Here is a 17681-nt window from a genome sequence, read left to right as displayed (position 1 = left end):
GAGTAGTACAAAAAGTTGGTCAAGAAGAAAATCCTGCAAACTTTTTATTAATGCATGCAATGGGACCAAATGTTGCAGGAGTAATAGGGTCAGCAGTTGCAGCAGGGGTATTATTAAATATATTTGGGTAAACTAAAAAATATATACAGATTATAAAAAGAGACTTTTTGGGTATTGTTCCATAAGTCTCTTCTGTATATTTTCAACGTATTGAGTTTAAAGTTAAATTATGATATAATACAATGTAAATAGATATTATGGGGAAGCAAAGGTTTCGACAGGGCTAAATGGTCATAGGTAGCAGGCCAGGTTGATCGCTGTGAGAGGTCAAATCATCTTTTAGATGACAACAATAATTACGCAATAGCTGCCTAGTTGCAGCTCGTCTTTGGACTTTCTCTTCTGTAAGAGAGTTCAGCCGAGACGTCACCAAAATACAGATTACCAACTGTGATTTCTCTAAGCTTTTGGGACATTCAAGAGGATAGCTTTTATCTGCCCTGTCTAAGGGAGGGATATTAGCGAAAATTAAATGTTAGACTAAGCTTGTAGAAGCCTATGGCGCCTTTAGTTTTGGACACGGGTTCGATTCCCGTCTTCTCCACCAATAACATCAATAATTACAACGAGTTAGAACGATCTAGCTCGTTTTTTTATTTTGAATGATAGTCTATAAAACAAGTGAAATAATTACTTTGAATAATTCTTGTTTTTTTGCAATATAAATGGTAAAATAATTTTCAAATAAATTTTGTATAAAATATATATTAACAATAAATTAAAGTGTTTATCGGGAGGAAAAATGGTACTCAAGATTCAAGAATTAAATTTAAAAAATGAAATTTTAGCAGGTATAACAGTTGCTTTGGCCTTGCTTCCAGAAGTTATTGCCTTTGCATTTTTAGCAGGTATTGATCCAATAATTGCTTTACATGCTTCAATTATAATAGGCCTTTGCACATCAATATTTGGAGGAAGACCAGCTATGATATCAGGTGCTGCAGGAAGTGTTGCAGTTGTTTTTGTAGCTTTAATAGCTGTGCATGGGAAAGAATATCTATTTGCTACAGTTGCACTTATGGGTATTATTCAAATTTTAGTAGGAATTTTTAAGCTAGGTAAATTTGCTAGGATGATACCTTATCCAGTAATACTTGGTTTTGTAAATGGTTTGGCCATTGTTATATTTTTAGCTCAATTAAATCAATTTAAAATTGATGGGAAATATATGAATGGGATACAACTTTACGTTATGATTAGTTTAGTTATATTGACTATGATAATTGTGAAATTTTTACCAAAACTTACAAAGGTAGTTCCTAGTTCATTAGTTGCTATAATAGTAATTACTGGATTAAGTGTTTGGTTTGAAGGAAAAGGTATTCATATGCCAAATGTAAAAGAATTTGCAAAGGGTGGAATATCAGGAGGATTACCTAAATTTCATATGCCAAATTTACCTATTAATTTAGAAACTTTAAAAATAATATTCCCGTATGCTCTAACAGCAGCCTTAGCAGGGTTAATAGAATCTCTACTAACATTGTCTTTAGTGGATGATATTACAGATACAAGGGGAAAAGGAAATAGAGAATGTATTGGACAGGGAATTGGAAATTTATTAAATGGTTTCATGGGTGGAACAGGTGGTTGTGCTATGATAGGACAATCAATGGTAAATCTTACTAGTAATGGACGTGGAAGATTATCAGGTGTTGCAACAGCTTTAGCTATGTTATCCTTTGTTTTATTTGGTTCTAAAATGATAGAGATAATTCCTTTAGCAGCATTGGTTGGAGTTATGTTCATGGTTGTTATAGAAACTTTTGCTTGGAATAGTTTAAGATTAGGAAACAAGGTTCCTAAAAAAGATGTATATGTTATAGTGATAGTAGCAATTATCACTGTATTCCATGATTTAGCCCTAGCAGTTATAGTAGGTGTTATAATTTCTGCTCTAATTTTTGCCTGGGAAAAGGGAGAAAAAATTAGTTATAAAACTAATATTAATGAAGGTGGATGCAAAACTTATGTTATAGAAGGACCATTATTTTTTGGTTCAACTTCTAATTTTAAAGAATTGTTCAATCCTAAAGAGGATCCTAAAAAAGTATATATAGATTTTAAGAATTCTTACATAAGTGATCACTCTGCAATAGATGCTATTAATACTATTACAGAAAAATATTCAGAATTAGGAAAAGAAATTCACTTGAAACATTTAAGCCCTGATTGTTTGTTGCTGTTAAAAAACGCAGAAGCTATAATAGAAGTAAATGTATATGAAGATCCTAAATATCATGTGGCAGATGACACTTTAGCATAGGCAGTAGATTTAAACACAAAAAAAGCACAGATTTCTGTGCTTTTTATTTTTATATATATTATTTTTTAGATGAGAACCAATAAACAACAGAAGGATTTGAGCTAGGATTTTTGTACCTATGTGGACTTCCATTTTTAACAATAACACAATCCCCTTCTTTAAGATGATAAAGTTCTTTATCCACTTCTATTTCAAGTTCCCCTTTAATAACAACTCCAATTTCATCATATGAATGCCCCCAAGACATTTCACTAAAATTGTCGCCATTTTCAATAGTTATAGCTATTCCATTAAAATGAGATTTACCATTTAGCAAGCTTTCTACTTTAATATGAGACTCCAAGTTAGAAAAAATTTCTTCTCTTTCTTCTTTTCTTGTTATAGGAGAATAGTCATTATTAGAATCTAATATTTCCATAAGGTTAACGTTTAATACTTGGCAAATTTGTTGCAAATTACTTATGGATGGACTATTAACATCCCTTTCAATATTACTTAAAAAACCAATTGATAGTTTAGTAATTTCAGAGATATATTTCAATGTATAATTTTTTTTCTTTCGAATAGCCTTTATTTTTTTTCCAAGTGTCATTATGAACCTCCAGTGTAAATTATTATTTATTATATCATAGTTATAGAAAAAAAAGAAATTTATCAGTATAGTGAAATTATAGTTTTATATAAAAATATAAGGGGTTAAAATACAAAATATTTTAATTATGACACAATATAATATAAAATACTTATAAAAAACACAAAAAATTAAAATACAGGATATTTTTTTCATAATAATGAAAAAAATATTTGAAATAATGAAAGACCTATGCTATAATTTTTCATGTATAAAAAAAAGTATAATATTCATAAAGAGAACGAAAACTCTATGAAGTTATACAAATTAAAAATTAATTAATTAAAATTTATTTAAAATGGGAGATCACATGGAAATTTTAAAGGGGATTGTTTTATTATTAGTTGTTTTAGTAGGTTTTTCGCTGTTTAGTTTAAAAATGCCAAAGGGAATGAAGGCAATGGGAGCTTTAGCAGGGGCAGCTACAGCAAGTTTTCTAGTGGAAGCTTTTCAACGTTATGTTGGTGGAGATTTATTAGGAGTTGAATTTTTAGGTGGAGTTGGAGATGCAGCAGGATCAATGGGTGGAGTTGCAGCAGCAGCTTTAGTTCCTTTAGCATTGGGTGTTAATCCAACATATGCAGTTTTAGTTGGCGTTTCAGTTGCAGGATTTGGTATATTACCAGGATTTTTAGCAGGATATGTATTGGCATTTATAATACCTAAGGTAGAAGAAAAAGTACCTCAAGGATTAGATTTAATATTTATTATTTGTTTTATAGCACCTTTAGCTAGATTAATTGCAACAGTTTCTGATCCATTGGTAAATGCAACATTATTAAATATAGGAAAAATATTAGAACAAGCTTCTCATACAAGTCCAATACTTATGGGTATTGTTTTAGGGGGAGTAATAACTGTTGTAGCAACAGCTCCTCTTTCTTCAATGGCTTTAACAGCTATGTTAGGCCTTACTGGAATACCAATGGCAATAGGGGCTCTATCTGTTATGGGATCATCATTTTTAAATGGAGTATTTTTCCATAGAATGGGATTTGGAGGAAGAAAAACTACAATAGCAGTTGCAATAGAACCTCTAACTCAAGCAGATGTAATTTCAGCAAATCCAATACCTGTATATGTAACTAATTTTTTTGGTGGAGCAATTGCAGGTGTTATAGTTTCAACTTACGGATTAGTTAATAATGCAACAGGAACAGCTACTCCAATTGCAGGACTTATGGTTATGTATGGTTTTAATAATCCATTAGTAGTTACAAAAGTAGCTTTAATGTGTGCTGTTACAGGTGGAGTTACAGGTTATTTAGGTTCATTATTATTTAAAAATTATAAGATAAAAACAGTTGATGAAATAAGAGGAAATTAGATAAAATTAAAAAAATTAATATATAATTTTTTAAAGGGGGCAACTAGTGGATAGTTTAAAGGAATTATTTAAAATAGGATGTGGACCATCTAGTTCTCATACTATGGGACCAGAAAGAGCAGCTAAAAAATTTAAAAAAGAAACTGAAGATGCTGCATCTTATAGAATAGAACTTTACGGAAGTTTAGCAGCAACAGGAAAAGGACATTTAACAGATTGGATTATAGAAAAAACTTTAGAGCCTAAAAAAACAGAAATTATTTGGATGCCTGAGTTTGTACATGAGTTTCATACTAATGGAATGAAATTTCAAGCTTTGGATTTAAAAGGAAAAGTTATCAAGGAATGGTTAGTTTTTTCAGTTGGTGGAGGAAGTATAAAGGATTTAGAAACTAATTCTTCTGAAATAGAAGAATGCTATAAATTAAATAAGATGGATGATATTATTAAATGGTGTCATGAAAATAATAAAGAACTTTGGGAATATGTTGAATTTTCTGAAGGAAAGGATATTTGGAATTATTTGGGAGATATTTTAGATACTATGAACGCTGCTATAGATGTTGGTATTAGAAAAGATGGGATTCTTCCAGGAAAACTAAAGTATCAAAGAAAATCTAAAAAATTATATGATAAAATAGATAAGAAAAAAAATTATCTAGTTATAACACAAAAAATATTTGCATATGCTTTAGCTGTTGCAGAGGAAAATAGTAGTGCTGGAACAATAGTTACAGCTCCAACTTGTGGAGCAGCAGGTGTAATTCCAGGATTGTTGAGAGCATTAATAGAAGAATATCAATTGGATAGAGAAATTTCTTTAAAGGCTTTGGCAATTGCAGGATTAATAGGAAATTTAATAAAGGAAAACGCAACTATATCAGGAGCTGAAGCAGGTTGTCAAGCTGAAATAGGAGCTGCGTGTTCAATGGCCTCTGCAATGGCAGTATATATTTTAGATGGAACATCTGAACAAATAGAATATGCTGCTGAAATGGGATTGGAACATCATTTGGGAATGACTTGTGATCCTATTGGTGGATATGTTCAAATACCTTGTATTGAAAGAAATGCAATAGTAGCAGTAAGATCCTTAAATACAGCTAATTATGCATTATCAACTTCAGGGGAACATACAATAAGTTTCGATCAAGTTGTTATAACTATGAAGGAAACAGGATGCGATATGTGTCCTGCTTACAAGGAAACTTCTTTAGGTGGACTGGCTAAATATTATAATAAATTTTTACAAGTTTAAATAACAAAAGCATGGAAATTAATTTCCGTGCTTTTAATTTTTATTTAGCTAGTTTATAAATAGCTTCAACATATATTTGTAATAGAGTATCAATTGTATCTAAATCTATACATTCATTTTTTTGATGCATTGTATCAGGGGTACCTTTTAGCAAAGCACCAAAGGCAACACAGTTCTTTACAGCCTTTGCATAAGTTCCTCCACCACTTGCTAGAGGGGCACAATCTGTATCCCCAGTAACTCTACTGTAGACTTCAGTAAGTGTTTGAACTAAAGGGTCATCTTTTCTAACATATAGAGGTTTTTCTTCCTTTAATACAGAAAAATCCATTCCATATTTTTCCAAAAGAGTAAGAACTTTATTTTTAATTTCTTCCCCATTAGCAGTGACAGGATATCTTGTATCAAGGGAAATATTCATATATCCATTTTCAATAAATGCTTTTCCATAACACATAGATATTTCACCAGAAGGCTCATCTTCATAGAAAAGTCCAGCTGATTTACCATTAAATTCCATTTTAATATTTTCAGCAAAGAATTTAGCCATTGTATTTAAACCTGTAATATCCAAATCTAGAGAATGTATAAATAACATAAGTGCAGTTAAAGAATTATATCCTAAATGTGGATGTGCAGCATGTGCAGCTTTTCCCATTGAAGTAACAACAACTTTGTTATCAATAACTTCAGCTGACAACTTATATTCTTTCCCTTCATTAAATACAGGAATATTTTTATTAATAATTTCTTTAGTTGATATAGGTAAAGTAAGAACAGCTTTTTCAGGAACAGCATTTAAAACCTTTCCTCCTAAAATATCCAAATCTTTACAATCAGTTTTTATTTTAATTAATCCTCTGAAAATTCCCTTTTCAGCAAAGGTTACAGGAAACTCACTGTCAGGGGTAAAAGCTAAAGTTGGTTGTGGCATATTTAATTTTCCAAAGTAATGTTTCATACATCCCCAATTAGTTTCTTCATTAGCTCCAACAATCATTCTAACTTTTTTCTTTAAAGGAATATTCATATCTTTTAAAGCTTTCATAGCATAAAGACAAACCATTAGAGGTCCCTTATCATCAAGAGTTCCTCTTCCATACATTTTATTATCAACTATTTTTCCAGAAAAAGGTGGGTAGTCCCATCCAGTTCCTTCAGGAACAACATCAACATGTCCAACAATACCTAAAGTTTCTTCTCCTTGACCAAAATCTATATGTCCAACATAATTATCAAAATTTTCAGTTTTGAAGCCTAAATTTTTAGCAACTCCTAAGAAGTGTTCTAAAGCTTTAGCAGGACCTTCACCAAATGGCATTCCTGGTTTAGCTTCCTCTTCTACACTTTTAATTTGAATAGATTCTTGTAAAGAAGAAATAACATTATTTTTATATTTTAAAACTTCATTTTGAATATTCATACATCCTCCTTAATTTATTTTGGCGGAAGTGTGAAGGAATCGAACCTACCAACGAAATAATCGCCAAGACAGTTTTGAAGACTGCTAAAAGCACCAGCTTTTATCCACTTCCAGATAAATATACCAAAAGTATATATCTATAGTATAACAAAAAACAAATTAAAAACAAATAAAAATTAAGAGGTAGATTTTTAAATTAAAAATGATATACTATTAGTAGCATAAGATGGAGGTGATTTAGAAGTGAGATATATTTCATCAGAAAAAGAATTAAAAAGAATTTCTATTTATACAAATATGCCTGAAATAAAAGACTTGCTTTCTATAGGATTTTATAAAAGTGATTTAAATGTTAAGGATGAAAAAATAAATATAGCTATAATTGATTCCTCAGAACCATTTTTTATAAAAAGAATAGGGGAATCTGAAATAATATTTGATGTAACAGGTGGATATCCTAAAATAAAACAAAAAATATATAGGGGAAACAACAAAGAAAATAGAAAAAATTCTAAAATATGGTTAGAATTTATAATTGCATTATTTTCTGTAGATGGTTGTTCAGAACCTTTTAGTCTATTTGAATTTTTTAAAGAAATGGAAAGCTATGTGAAAATTAAAATAAAAAAATATCCTCTAACAAAGGAAATAATTCAAGATCTAGATGATTATGACAAGACAGAAGTTTCTAGGAAAAATAATAAAAGAATGCTTTTATTTTTAGCAAATGCCTATAAGATTTTTCCAAATAAAGATAAAAACAATCTTAAATTTGGAATGGAAAAAAAATATGGAATTAAAAGTTTTTTAAAGTGTTCAAAAATAATGTTTGACCCAGAAAGTAGCATACCAGGTTATATTTTTGAAATAGAAAAATCAGATATGTAAAAAAAAACTAGATATTTTAAATATCTAGTTTTTTTATTAAAAATATTTTTTTAAAAATTCAACAATTCCATCTTCATCATTACTTAAAGTGGAATAATTAAGTCTTTTTTTAAAATCCTCTTGAGAATTTCCCATTGCAACTCCATACTTAACAACTTTTAACATTTCAAAATCATTTTCAGCATCTCCAAAGGCACAAGTTTCATCAACTGAAATATTTAAATTATTTAAAAGCCATTTTAAAGTTTCTCCCTTATTTGTTTTTTTATTTAAAACTTCTAAAAATATTTTACTAGAAAAAGTAGTGTGAACATTGTTGTCAGTTCTTTCTAGTATAATTTTTTCTAGTTCTAAAAGTTTTTCATAAGGAGCAATGAATAAATTTTTAGGCATGTTATAATCTTCAAAAGTATCAAAATTCTTTTCATGAGCATGGATATTACATTTTTTACAGTAAAATTCAACTTCTTTTCTGTTGATATTTTCACAGTAAAGTTTATCATTTTGGTATAAGTTAAGATGAGTTTTAGTTTCTCTAGAAATTTCAATCATTTTTTTAACATATTCCCCTTGTAAATTTCCTTGAAAGACAACTGAATTATCCTTAGAATCAAAAACATTAGCTCCGTTATAACAAATAACAAAACCATTTTTCAACCCAATTTCTTTAATTAATGGGATAGTACTGTAATAGGCACGTCCTGTTGCAATTATAATTATGACTCCTTTTTTTTCAAGTTCTAAAAGAAAGTTTTTAGTTCTTTCAGATGGATGATGATTACTAGTAAGTAAGGTTCCGTCCATATCTAAGGCGATCGCTTTTATTTTCAAAATTATACCTCCATTTAAAATCTAATTATATTATACATTACTAATTAAAAAATATAAAATTAAATTTTTTTTAATTTAAAGAATTTGATATAATACTAAATGGAGGTTGAAATGATAAAATTAAATGAAAACGAAGTTATAAATAATCTTTTAAATAAAAATCTAAAAATAGTTCAAAGACCTGATTATTTTAATTTTTCCTTGGATTCCTTGTTAGTCTCTAATTTTATATCTTTAGGAAAAAAAATTAATAAAATTGTTGATTTGGGAACTGGAAATGGAGCTATACCCTTATTTTTATCTGAAAGAACAAAGGGAACAATAAAAGGAATTGAAATACAAAAGGTTTCAGCTGATTTAGCTAAAAAGAATATAAAAATTAATAATTTGGAAAATAGAATAGAAATTATAAATGACAATATGAAAAATTGGAAAAATTATTTTAAGCATGGATCTCAAGATGCAGTTATTTCCAATCCACCTTTTTTTAAATTTAATGGAAATGAGGAATTTTTAAATGATTTAGACCAGTTAACTTTAGCAAGGCATGAGATTACAATAAACTTAGAAGAAATAATTGAAATAGCCTCTTGCTTGTTAAAGGATAAGGGATATTTTGCAATGGTTCATAGACCTGATAGACTTTTAGAAATAATAGATATAATGAGAAAATATAAGATAACACCTAAGAAAATAAGATTTTGTCATACTAAATTAGATAAGCAAAGTAAAATTTTATTAATTGAAGGGGTTAAATTTGGTGCAGAAAATATGAAGATTTTACCTCCTTTAATAGCCCATGACAATGATGGGAAATATTCAAAGGAAGTACTTAATATGTTTCAACCAGTGAAGCTTGAAAAAAACGAATAGTTTAACTATTCGTTTTTTATTTAAACTTTAAGAATAAATGGATCTTATTTTTTTTTCAAGGGAAGTTGGAAGATGATAGTTTTCCTCTGAAATAACCTTTAAAGCATTAAAAGGTTTATTTTTATAAGCAGCTCTGTCTTTTTTTGAAGAAGAAATTTCTTCCTCTATGTCGTTGTTAAAGGCAACAAGACTTCCTATTGAATTGTTAATTAGAGCTGATATTTGTCTATTTTTAAATTTAGAATTTTCTTTTTCCTCAAAGGTTCTCCAGTAATGATTATCCTTATCAAAAACTGCCACATAAGGAACTTTGAAATTATTTAAAAGGCATATAAATTGTGGGATTGTACTCTTGCTACCACATTCAATTATTGAATAGTCATATTTAAATATACCTAATTTTTTAGCTAAAAATGAAATAACAATTTTATCAGTTTGCCCTTCCACAAGAATTACTTTTTTAGCAAAAAATAATTCAGCTCTGTCTGGGTTAATCCAATAGTTCATGTTAAATGCCTTTATTTCATCATCTCGAAAAAGTTCATTATCTGTTTGAGTGAGCTCTATTTTATTGTTCTGTTTTTTTATTAGGCAAATTGATTTATATTGTTTTAATCCTATAAAACAGCTAGAATAGGTTTTAATATAAATTTTAGTTCCTCTATTTGTTAATTTTATAAAATAATTATAAAGCTCTCTTTCCCTTTGGGGATGAAGATATAGTTCAGGTTCTTCAAATAGGATAATAGTTTCCCCTAAAAGGGTATTGGTTTTTTCAATGGATTGTAAAGAAACACTTTTAAAAAATTCAAATAGAAGATTTCTATAGAGTTCTTTATCATAGTATTCAGTATTTAATTTTTTTGAGAATTTTTCCAATTCCTTGTCAATTTCACTTGGAGCAGAAGAATGTTTTTTTAGAACATTATAGAGGGAAATTCCAATTTCTTTAAAATTATTCTCTAAATTACCTTGTATATAAATAAAATCAATTTTATTTATAAAGTCTTCATATTCTTTTTGTGTTATTTTATTCCATGTGTCATTATATTTCATAAAATATTCAACAGTGGTATTAATAATAATTTTTAATTTGTAAACGTGACTGTTTTCATAAAATATAAATTTTAATGTACAATTTTTTTTCTTGTCATATATATCTTTCATATTCAAGGGTTTTTTATTAAATCCATAAAGTATACAGGAGATAATGTCGTCAGTACCTTCAGTGCTATGCCCTAAAAAAAGCATTAGGTTTTCAAAATGTATTTCAGTTTCTTTGATGTTTCTCCAGTTTTTAATAGAAATAAGTTTAAGTTCCATAGTGTTGTCTCCTTCAAAAGATAAGCTTTATTTATTTTGTGGTATATGATAATATTACCTCAAGAAGATAAAAAAATCAAAATAAAATATTTAGAGGGGTGAAAATGAAAAAAATAAAAAATATAATTTTTTTATTAATAATAATAAGTACAAGTTCTTTTTCTGAAAATAAGATTAATACTTTATTTTTATATAATAATTATCAACTTGAAAATAAAATAGGATATAATGTTTTTAAAATGGCTATGAAAGGCTATGAAAAAATTAATGATAAAAATGATCATTATTTTTCAATAATAGATTATTCAAAGCCATCCTATGAAAAAAGAATGGTTGTACTAAATTTAAAGGAAAAAAAATTAGAATATTATACCTATGTGGCCCATGGGAAAAATAGTGGAGCTGAAAAAGCCATAGCTTTCTCTAATAAATTAAATTCTTATAAAAGTTCACTGGGATTTTATGTTACAGAAAAACCTTACTATGGAAAATTTGGATATTCTTTAAGATTGAGGGGATTAGAAGAAAATTTTAATTCAAATGCTAAAGTAAGAAATATAGTTTTTCATGGCTTAGAGGAAGATGGTAAAAAATCAATTGAAAATTATGGATTTTTATGTAGAACAGAGGGATGCCCTGGAATTCCTAAAGAAATATCAAGGGAAGTTATTGAAAAAATAAAAAATGGAACAGTTATATTCATATATGGAGAAGATAAAATGTATTTGAAGAACAGCAAATATATTAAATAATAGAAATTAAAGGAAGAGCGAAAGCTCTTTTTTTTATACAAGGAAAAATGCAAGCTAAATAAAATAGTTTGACTTTCAAAATAAAAGATAGTATAATAAAATTACAAAAAACAGAATTGAAAGGAGCTAAAAAATGAGTATAGGAATTTTTTATGGAAGTTCAACAGGAATAACAGAGGATGTATCAAAAAAAGTAGGGGACTTATTAGGTGCTGATGTAATGGAAGTTTCAGAAATTGAAAAAGTTGAAAATTATGATTTTGCTATATTTGCTTCGTCAACTTGGGGAATGGGAGATTTGCAAGATTCTTGGATGGATGCTTTGGATGTTTTAAAAACAAAAAATTTATCAGGGAAAAAAGTAGCCTTTATAGGTGTTGGAGACCAAGGAGCCTTTTCAGATACCTTTGTAGATGCTATAGGAATAATATATGAGGAAATAAAAGATATGGGAATAAAAGTAGTTGGTCAAACTTCAACAGATGGTTATGATTTTTCTGAGTCAAAGGGAGTTATAGATGATGACTTTATAGGTCTTGTTATTGATGAAAATAATCAAAGTGATTTAACTGACCAAAGAATAAAAGAATGGGTTGAAAGAGTTAAATAATTATGAGTATAGATAAAAGAAAAGAATTAGATGTTTTTTTTCATATGATATATGAATTAGACAAAGGAATTAGAGGCCTTGCTCTACTAACAACCAATGAGAATAATTTAGATGCAATTATGGAGAAGTTGTCAGCTAGTAACTACGATTTTATAATAGAAAAATTAAACTCAGAGTATATAAATATATTCTTTGGGAAAAAATCTCAGATACAAGTTGTAAAAAAAATGAAAAGAAATTCTCTAAAAGAACTTAATCCAGAAGAAGACTTTATATTAGGAGTGTTACTAGGTTATAATGTTTCAGTTCAATGTGAAAGGTATTTAGGGAAAAACAGTTAAATTATCAGGGAATATACAATCATTTAATAATAGCATTAAAAGAAAAAAAGATATGAAAGTATCTTTTTTTCTTTTATTTAAAAATTTATTTTGAAATTTTTAGAAGAAGGGTTATACTATTAGAGATTTCAAATAAAAGGAAGTGACAAAATGATTATTGATAAAATAGAAAATATAAAAAAATATAAAGGATTAAGTGAAAATTTAGATAGAGCAATAGAAAGTATTGTTAAAAAGGAATATTTACAAGGAAAACCAGGGAAAAATATAATATATGATAATGAGGTATTTTTCAACTATGATATTGTAAATACAAGGGAGGAAAAGGATTCATTTTATGAAATTCACAAAAAATATATAGATATACAAATTCCAATTAATAGTGATGAAAATTATGGGTTTTCTTTTTCTGTTGATGGAATGGAAGTAAAGGAAGCGTATAATGTGGAAAAGGATTATGCTTTTTACAATGGAAAAGTTGAAAATAAAGTTAAGTTAACTTCAAAAGACTTTATTATTTTTTTCCAAGAAGAACCTCATATGCCTCTATTAATGGTTGATAATAAAAAGAAAATACAAAAAGTTATTTACAAAATAAAAATAAAATAATTTTATGAAAATATTTGTTTTATGATATAATATTTAGAAGTAAAAAAAGAAAAAAGAAAAGAAGGATGGAATATGAAGAAATTATTAATAACACTTTTACTAGGATTTACATTAATAGGATGTAGCAATTTAGAAAATAAAAAAGAAAATGTATTTGTTCCAGAAAGTATTTTACCAAAGGATGTAAGAGCAGTTTCTGTTTATAAAAAAACTTATGACAAGGAAAATAAAATAGCTTATGTTAAAGGGGAAACAGAACCTTTCACAGGAGTCTTCACTCTAAAATATATAGATCATATACTTCGTTTTGAGCAATATAAAGATGGAAAGTTAGATGGAGATGTTGCTTGGTTCAATAATGAAGGTGTTCTTGGAATGAGACATAAGTATAAAGATGGAAAGTTAAATGGAGAACAATATACCTACTATGATAATGGTAATATTAGATCAATTATAACTTATGTTGATGGACAGTTAAATGGTAAAATAGAATGGTATACTAGAGATGGTATTTTATTTGATAGTAGAGAAATAATCAATGGTACTGGGGAATATATACTGTACTGGGAAAACGGGAAAGTTCAAGAGGAAGGAAACTATAAAAATGGTAGAAAAATAGGTTCTTGGAAAAAATACAATAATACTGGAGAAATTATAAAGGACACAGTTTATTCTAAAAATGGATATATTTCCAAAGTAAGATGGTATAGATAATTATGGATATAAGAGCACTAGAAAAAACAAATAAAATTGGGTATATATTTGATATTTATTATGATGGAAAATTTTTTGATTCCTTTGATGAAATGAAAGATAAAAATACAGTTAAGGGAAATTTCAAAACAGTTATGAATTCATTAGGTTTTACATGGGCTAAGGGAATTCAACAGGGAGGAAGGACAGATGCCAGGGTTACAGGAAGTAATTGTCTTTATATTAGTAGTATTTTCAGTGGAAATATTCAAAAGATAATAGATGGCTTCAATGAAAAATTTAATGGTAAAATGAAGATAACAAGGGTGAGAAGAACTATTCCTAACTTGGCATTTCCAGATTTTGTAGAGGGAAGAAAGTACATTTATTCATATCCTTTGAAAAAAATAAAAAGAGATACTGAAGAAATAAACAAATTATGTAAGGAATTAAGTGGTACTTATGATGTAAGTGAGTTTACAGATAGTAAGGGTAAAAAGTTAAAAGAACATATTAGAAGTGTTGATATTTTATTTGAAAATGGAAAGTTAATATTTCAAGGAAATTCTTTTATGCCAAAACAAGTTAGAATAATGAGTTCATATATATTAACTGACTCTAAAGAACCTCTTCCAGGTAAATTTTTAAAATTAAGTGAAATTTTATTAAAAGAAGAGTTATTAGATAATATTTTTCTTGAAAGTGATATGAAAATAGAGAATGTTGAAAAGATTTATGTGAATAAAAAGGAAGATCTTTATATTTTTTATATTGATAAAAAATTAAAGGGGGAACTTATAGGAACAAAGGGTAAAAACATAAGAAAATTAAGAAAAGAATTAAATGGAAATATTATTGTGAGAGAAGTATGATAGTTTCTAGAATAAAACAAGGATTAACTTATATTTTTTGTAAATATAATAGTAAAAATGATAAAGTTGTTAAAATCATTTTAAATAAAGATGAATTTAAAATTTTCAAAAAAATGAGTGAATACGACAAAATTCACTCATTTAATTTGTATAAGAGAGTAAAACATAATAAAGTTTTAAAGAAGGATCCTCTTTATTTGAAATTAGCTTTACTCCACGACTGTGGAAAAGAAAACTATTCTTTAATTAGAAGAATTAAGAAGGTTTTAATAGGGGACAAAAAACTAGAGAATCATAGTGAATTATCCTATGAAAAATTAAAAAATATAAATTTAGATTTAGCAAAGAAAGCAAGGGAGCATCACATGGAAAATCTAAATTTTAAAATGGAAATCTTTAAAAAGTTAGATAATAAATAAAATTTAGGGAGAAAAAATGAAAGTAAATTTAAGTAAATATCTTTTGTCAGTTGAAAAACCAGCACAATATTTAGGGAATGAAATTAATAGTTATCATAAGACTAATGCTAAGGCAAGAATGTGCTTAGTTTTTCCAGATCTATATGAAGTTGGAATGTCAAATTTAGGAATAAAAATATTATATTCCATATTAAATAAAGTTGAAGATTTTTCTCTTGAAAGAGGATTTCTACCAATGGAAGATATGGAAGAAATAATAAGAAGGGATAATATACCTTTATTTGCTGTTGAAAGTAAAAGTGAACTTAATGATTTTGACATATTAGGTTTTTCTCTTTCTTACGAAATGAGTTATCCAAATGTTTTAAATGCTTTGGATTTAGCAGGTATTCCCCTTAGAAGAGAGGAAAGAACTGAGGAACATCCTTTGATTATGGCTGGGGGAACTTGTGTTATGAATCCTGCTCCACTTAAAAAATTTGTAGATTTTTTAATGATAGGTGATGGGGAAGAAACAATGGTTCAAATGGCAAAAATATTAATTGAAAATAAAGATAAGACAAAAATTGAAAAATTAAAAGCATTAAAGGATATAGAGGGGATATATATACCTTCACTTCATGATGGAAAAACAAAGGTGAAAAGAGCAATATTGAGAGATTTAAATAAATCAGATTCCTATGAGAAACAATTGGTACCTTACATGTCCATAGTTCACGACAGAGCAACAATAGAGATACAAAGGGGATGTACTAGAGGATGTAGATTTTGCCAAGCAGGAATTGTTTATAGACCAGTTAGAGAAAGAACCTTAGAAAATAATATAAAATTAATAGATGAAGTTTTAGACAATACAGGATACGGGGAAGTATCTTTATCTTCTCTAAGTAGTAGTGATTATACTAATATAGATAGTTTAATTCTATCAATAAAAGAAAATCATGGGGAAGACAGTGTTGGAGTATCCCTACCTTCCCTTAGAATGAATACCCATTCTGTTGATGTTGCTCAAATTATAAGTGGAGGTAAAAGAACAGGTTTTACCTTTGCTCCAGAGGCAGGAACTCAAAGACTTAGAGATATTATAAATAAAGGTGTAACAGAAGAGGAAATTATGGATACAGCTTTAGCTGCAGTAAAAGCTGGATGGATTTCTTTGAAATTTTATTTCATGATAGGTCTTCCCTTTGAGACAATGGAAGATATAAATGGAATTTATGATTTAGTTAAGAAGGTTTCCATAGCTTGTAGAAAGATAAATAGAAGGTTAAACATAACAGTTAGTGTTGCTAACTTTATTCCAAAACCACATACGCCATTTGAATTTTGTAAACAAATGTCAATGGAAGAAATGCTTGAAAAGAAAAAATATCTAAGAAATATTTTTGCCAAAGCAAAGGGAATTTCATTGAAGATACATTCTCCTAAAAAATCTTTTTTAGAGGGGCTAATTTCTAGAGGGGATGAAAGGACAGGAGATTTGATAGAGCTAGCCTTTAAGAAGGGCGTAAAACTAGACGATTACAGGGACAACTATGACATATGGATGGCTGCTATGGATGAATTAGGTATGTCTTGGGAAGATTATTTCAAAAGAAGAGATATGAAACAAGAATTGCCTTGGGATATAGTTGATATTGGAGTGTCAAAGGAATTTTTAATAGAAGAATATGAAAAAGCTTTAAAAATACAATTATCTCAAGATTGTAGACAAGAATGTCTTGGGTGTGGTATGAAGAGAATAGTTCCTGAATGTGGTACTATTATAGATACTAGAAAATAAGGAGACTAAATGTTTAAGATAGAAAATGATTGGGATAATCTTTTAGAGGAAGAGTTTAAAAAAGAATATTTTCTCAAGTTAGTAGAGTTTTTAAAGGAAGAATATAAAAATAATATTATTCATCCAAATAGGGAAGAAATATTTTCTCCATTTAAATTTTCAAGCTATAAAGATACAAATATATTAATACTAGGACAAGATCCGTATCATGGAGAGAATCAAGCTCATGGATTGGCATTTTCAGTGAAACCAGGAATTAAAATACCACCTTCTCTTAGGAATATTTACAAGGAAATAGAATGTGAATTGGGAATAGAAAAGCCTAATAATGGATATTTAGTTTCATGGGCAAAGCAAGGTATGCTTATGATGAATACTGTACTAACAGTTAGAGATGGAAAAGCAAATTCTCACAAGGGGAAAGGATGGGAAATCTTTACAGATAAAGTTATAGAACTTTTAAATAAAAAAGAAGAACCAGTAATTTTTATTTTATGGGGAAACAATGCTAAGAAAAAAAATAAATTAATAGATTCTACAAAACACTATGTAATAGAAGGTGTTCATCCTAGTCCTCTGTCAGCAAGTCGTGGATTTTTTGGATGTAACCATTTTATAGAGGTTAATAGAATATTAAAATCTTTAGGAAAAAAAGAAATAGATTGGTCAATTCCAAATATAATAGAATAAAAAAAATGAGATAATCTTATATTTGAGATTAT

At 28.1% G+C, this 17681-nt stretch carries 19 protein-coding genes, 1 tRNA gene and 1 other RNA gene; 16 read left to right on the top strand and 5 right to left on the bottom strand.

Annotated features, from left to right (window positions below; genetic code table 11):
* The 3 genes from GIL12_RS04435 to GIL12_RS04425 all read left to right on the top strand — a co-directional run.
* The coding region (locus tag GIL12_RS04435) for a sodium ion-translocating decarboxylase subunit beta (protein ID WP_163469151.1) at positions 1 to 131 on the top strand (131 nt) is incomplete at its 5' end.
* A gap of 128 nt (positions 132 to 259) precedes the next feature.
* Positions 260 to 607, top strand: a transfer-messenger RNA (tmRNA) gene (gene ssrA / locus GIL12_RS04430).
* Between the two features lie 195 nt (positions 608 to 802).
* The gene (locus GIL12_RS04425) at positions 803 to 2326 is read left to right on the top strand and encodes a SulP family inorganic anion transporter (RefSeq protein ID WP_163469150.1); all 1524 of its coding nucleotides are present in this window, start codon (positions 803 to 805) and stop codon (positions 2324 to 2326) included.
* Between the two features lie 58 nt (positions 2327 to 2384).
* Here GIL12_RS04425 and GIL12_RS04420 read toward each other — a convergent pair whose 3' ends face one another.
* Entirely contained in the window at positions 2385 to 2918 is a 534-nt protein-coding gene (locus GIL12_RS04420; protein ID WP_163469149.1) for a helix-turn-helix domain-containing protein, read from the bottom strand.
* A 349-nt stretch (positions 2919 to 3267) separates the two neighbouring features.
* Between GIL12_RS04420 and GIL12_RS04415 the strand changes: the two genes are divergently transcribed.
* Together GIL12_RS04415 and GIL12_RS04410 are read left to right on the top strand one after the other, a co-directional pair.
* Positions 3268 to 4284 carry a PTS sugar transporter subunit IIC gene (locus tag GIL12_RS04415; protein ID WP_163469148.1) on the top strand — a complete coding sequence of 339 codons (1017 nt, stop codon included), beginning with the start codon at positions 3268 to 3270 and terminating at the stop codon, positions 4282 to 4284.
* A gap of 46 nt (positions 4285 to 4330) precedes the next feature.
* The gene (locus tag GIL12_RS04410; protein ID WP_163469147.1) at positions 4331 to 5542 is read left to right on the top strand and encodes an L-serine ammonia-lyase, iron-sulfur-dependent, subunit alpha; all 1212 of its coding nucleotides are present in this window, start codon (positions 4331 to 4333) and stop codon (positions 5540 to 5542) included.
* Positions 5543 to 5582: 40 nt separating this feature from the next.
* Here the strand turns inward: GIL12_RS04410 and pepV are convergent, their stop codons facing one another.
* Together pepV and GIL12_RS04400 are read right to left on the bottom strand one after the other, a co-directional pair.
* Complete coding sequence (gene pepV, locus GIL12_RS04405; protein WP_163469146.1) at positions 5583 to 6965, bottom strand: dipeptidase PepV; 1383 nt, start codon at positions 6963 to 6965, stop codon at positions 5583 to 5585.
* A gap of 20 nt (positions 6966 to 6985) precedes the next feature.
* Positions 6986 to 7077: transfer RNA gene (locus tag GIL12_RS04400), tRNA-Sec, on the bottom strand.
* Positions 7078 to 7208: 131 nt separating this feature from the next.
* On the opposite strand from GIL12_RS04400, the gene GIL12_RS04395 reads away from it, so the two are divergent.
* Positions 7209 to 7853 carry a hypothetical protein gene (locus GIL12_RS04395; protein WP_163469145.1) on the top strand — a complete coding sequence of 215 codons (645 nt, stop codon included), beginning with the start codon at positions 7209 to 7211 and terminating at the stop codon, positions 7851 to 7853.
* A gap of 36 nt (positions 7854 to 7889) precedes the next feature.
* Here GIL12_RS04395 and GIL12_RS04390 read toward each other — a convergent pair whose 3' ends face one another.
* Positions 7890 to 8684: a Cof-type HAD-IIB family hydrolase gene (locus tag GIL12_RS04390; RefSeq protein WP_163469144.1), complete on the bottom strand. Its 795-nt coding sequence runs from the start codon at positions 8682 to 8684 to the stop codon at positions 7890 to 7892.
* A gap of 111 nt (positions 8685 to 8795) precedes the next feature.
* Between GIL12_RS04390 and GIL12_RS04385 the strand changes: the two genes are divergently transcribed.
* Positions 8796 to 9557, top strand: a complete 762-nt coding sequence (locus tag GIL12_RS04385; protein WP_203522512.1) for a tRNA1(Val) (adenine(37)-N6)-methyltransferase — start codon at positions 8796 to 8798, stop codon at positions 9555 to 9557.
* 27 nt (positions 9558 to 9584) lie between these two features.
* Here GIL12_RS04385 and GIL12_RS04380 read toward each other — a convergent pair whose 3' ends face one another.
* Complete coding sequence (locus tag GIL12_RS04380; protein WP_163469143.1) at positions 9585 to 10880, bottom strand: ATP-dependent endonuclease; 1296 nt, start codon at positions 10878 to 10880, stop codon at positions 9585 to 9587.
* Positions 10881 to 10984: 104 nt separating this feature from the next.
* On the opposite strand from GIL12_RS04380, the gene GIL12_RS04375 reads away from it, so the two are divergent.
* The 9 genes from GIL12_RS04375 to GIL12_RS04335 all read left to right on the top strand — a co-directional run bounded on the left by GIL12_RS04375 (position 10985) and on the right by GIL12_RS04335 (position 17649).
* The gene (locus GIL12_RS04375; RefSeq protein ID WP_163469142.1) at positions 10985 to 11632 is read left to right on the top strand and encodes a murein L,D-transpeptidase catalytic domain family protein; all 648 of its coding nucleotides are present in this window, start codon (positions 10985 to 10987) and stop codon (positions 11630 to 11632) included.
* 133 nt (positions 11633 to 11765) lie between these two features.
* Positions 11766 to 12242 carry a flavodoxin gene (locus GIL12_RS04370; protein ID WP_163469141.1) on the top strand — a complete coding sequence of 159 codons (477 nt, stop codon included), beginning with the start codon at positions 11766 to 11768 and terminating at the stop codon, positions 12240 to 12242.
* A 2-nt stretch (positions 12243 to 12244) separates the two neighbouring features.
* Positions 12245 to 12583 (top strand): DUF2023 family protein, encoded by a 339-nt coding sequence (locus tag GIL12_RS04365; protein ID WP_163469140.1) that lies wholly within the window; start codon positions 12245 to 12247, stop codon positions 12581 to 12583.
* Between the two features lie 150 nt (positions 12584 to 12733).
* Positions 12734 to 13192 (top strand): YhcH/YjgK/YiaL family protein, encoded by a 459-nt coding sequence (locus tag GIL12_RS04360; RefSeq protein WP_163469139.1) that lies wholly within the window; start codon positions 12734 to 12736, stop codon positions 13190 to 13192.
* Positions 13193 to 13264: 72 nt separating this feature from the next.
* On the top strand, positions 13265 to 13906 hold the full coding sequence (locus tag GIL12_RS04355) for a toxin-antitoxin system YwqK family antitoxin (protein ID WP_163469138.1): 642 nt from the start codon (positions 13265 to 13267) through the stop codon (positions 13904 to 13906).
* A 2-nt stretch (positions 13907 to 13908) separates the two neighbouring features.
* Entirely contained in the window at positions 13909 to 14757 is an 849-nt protein-coding gene (locus GIL12_RS04350; protein WP_163469137.1) for a KH domain-containing protein, read from the top strand.
* A complete protein-coding gene (locus GIL12_RS04345) occupies positions 14754 to 15176 on the top strand; it encodes an HD domain-containing protein (RefSeq protein WP_163469136.1) in 423 nt (140 codons plus the stop codon). The genes GIL12_RS04350 and GIL12_RS04345 overlap by 4 nt, the downstream gene beginning before the upstream one ends.
* 16 nt (positions 15177 to 15192) lie before the next feature.
* Entirely contained in the window at positions 15193 to 16959 is a 1767-nt protein-coding gene (locus GIL12_RS04340; protein WP_163469135.1) for a TIGR03960 family B12-binding radical SAM protein, read from the top strand.
* Between the two features lie 9 nt (positions 16960 to 16968).
* On the top strand, positions 16969 to 17649 hold the full coding sequence (locus GIL12_RS04335) for a uracil-DNA glycosylase (protein ID WP_163469134.1): 681 nt from the start codon (positions 16969 to 16971) through the stop codon (positions 17647 to 17649).
* Positions 17650 to 17681: the final 32 nt, after the last annotated feature.

The organism is Fusobacterium sp. IOR10 (assembly GCF_010367435.1).
In the GTDB taxonomy this organism is placed as follows: Bacteria; Fusobacteriota; Fusobacteriia; order Fusobacteriales; family Fusobacteriaceae; genus Fusobacterium_B.
This window is presented reverse-complemented; position numbering and strand designations above follow the sequence as displayed.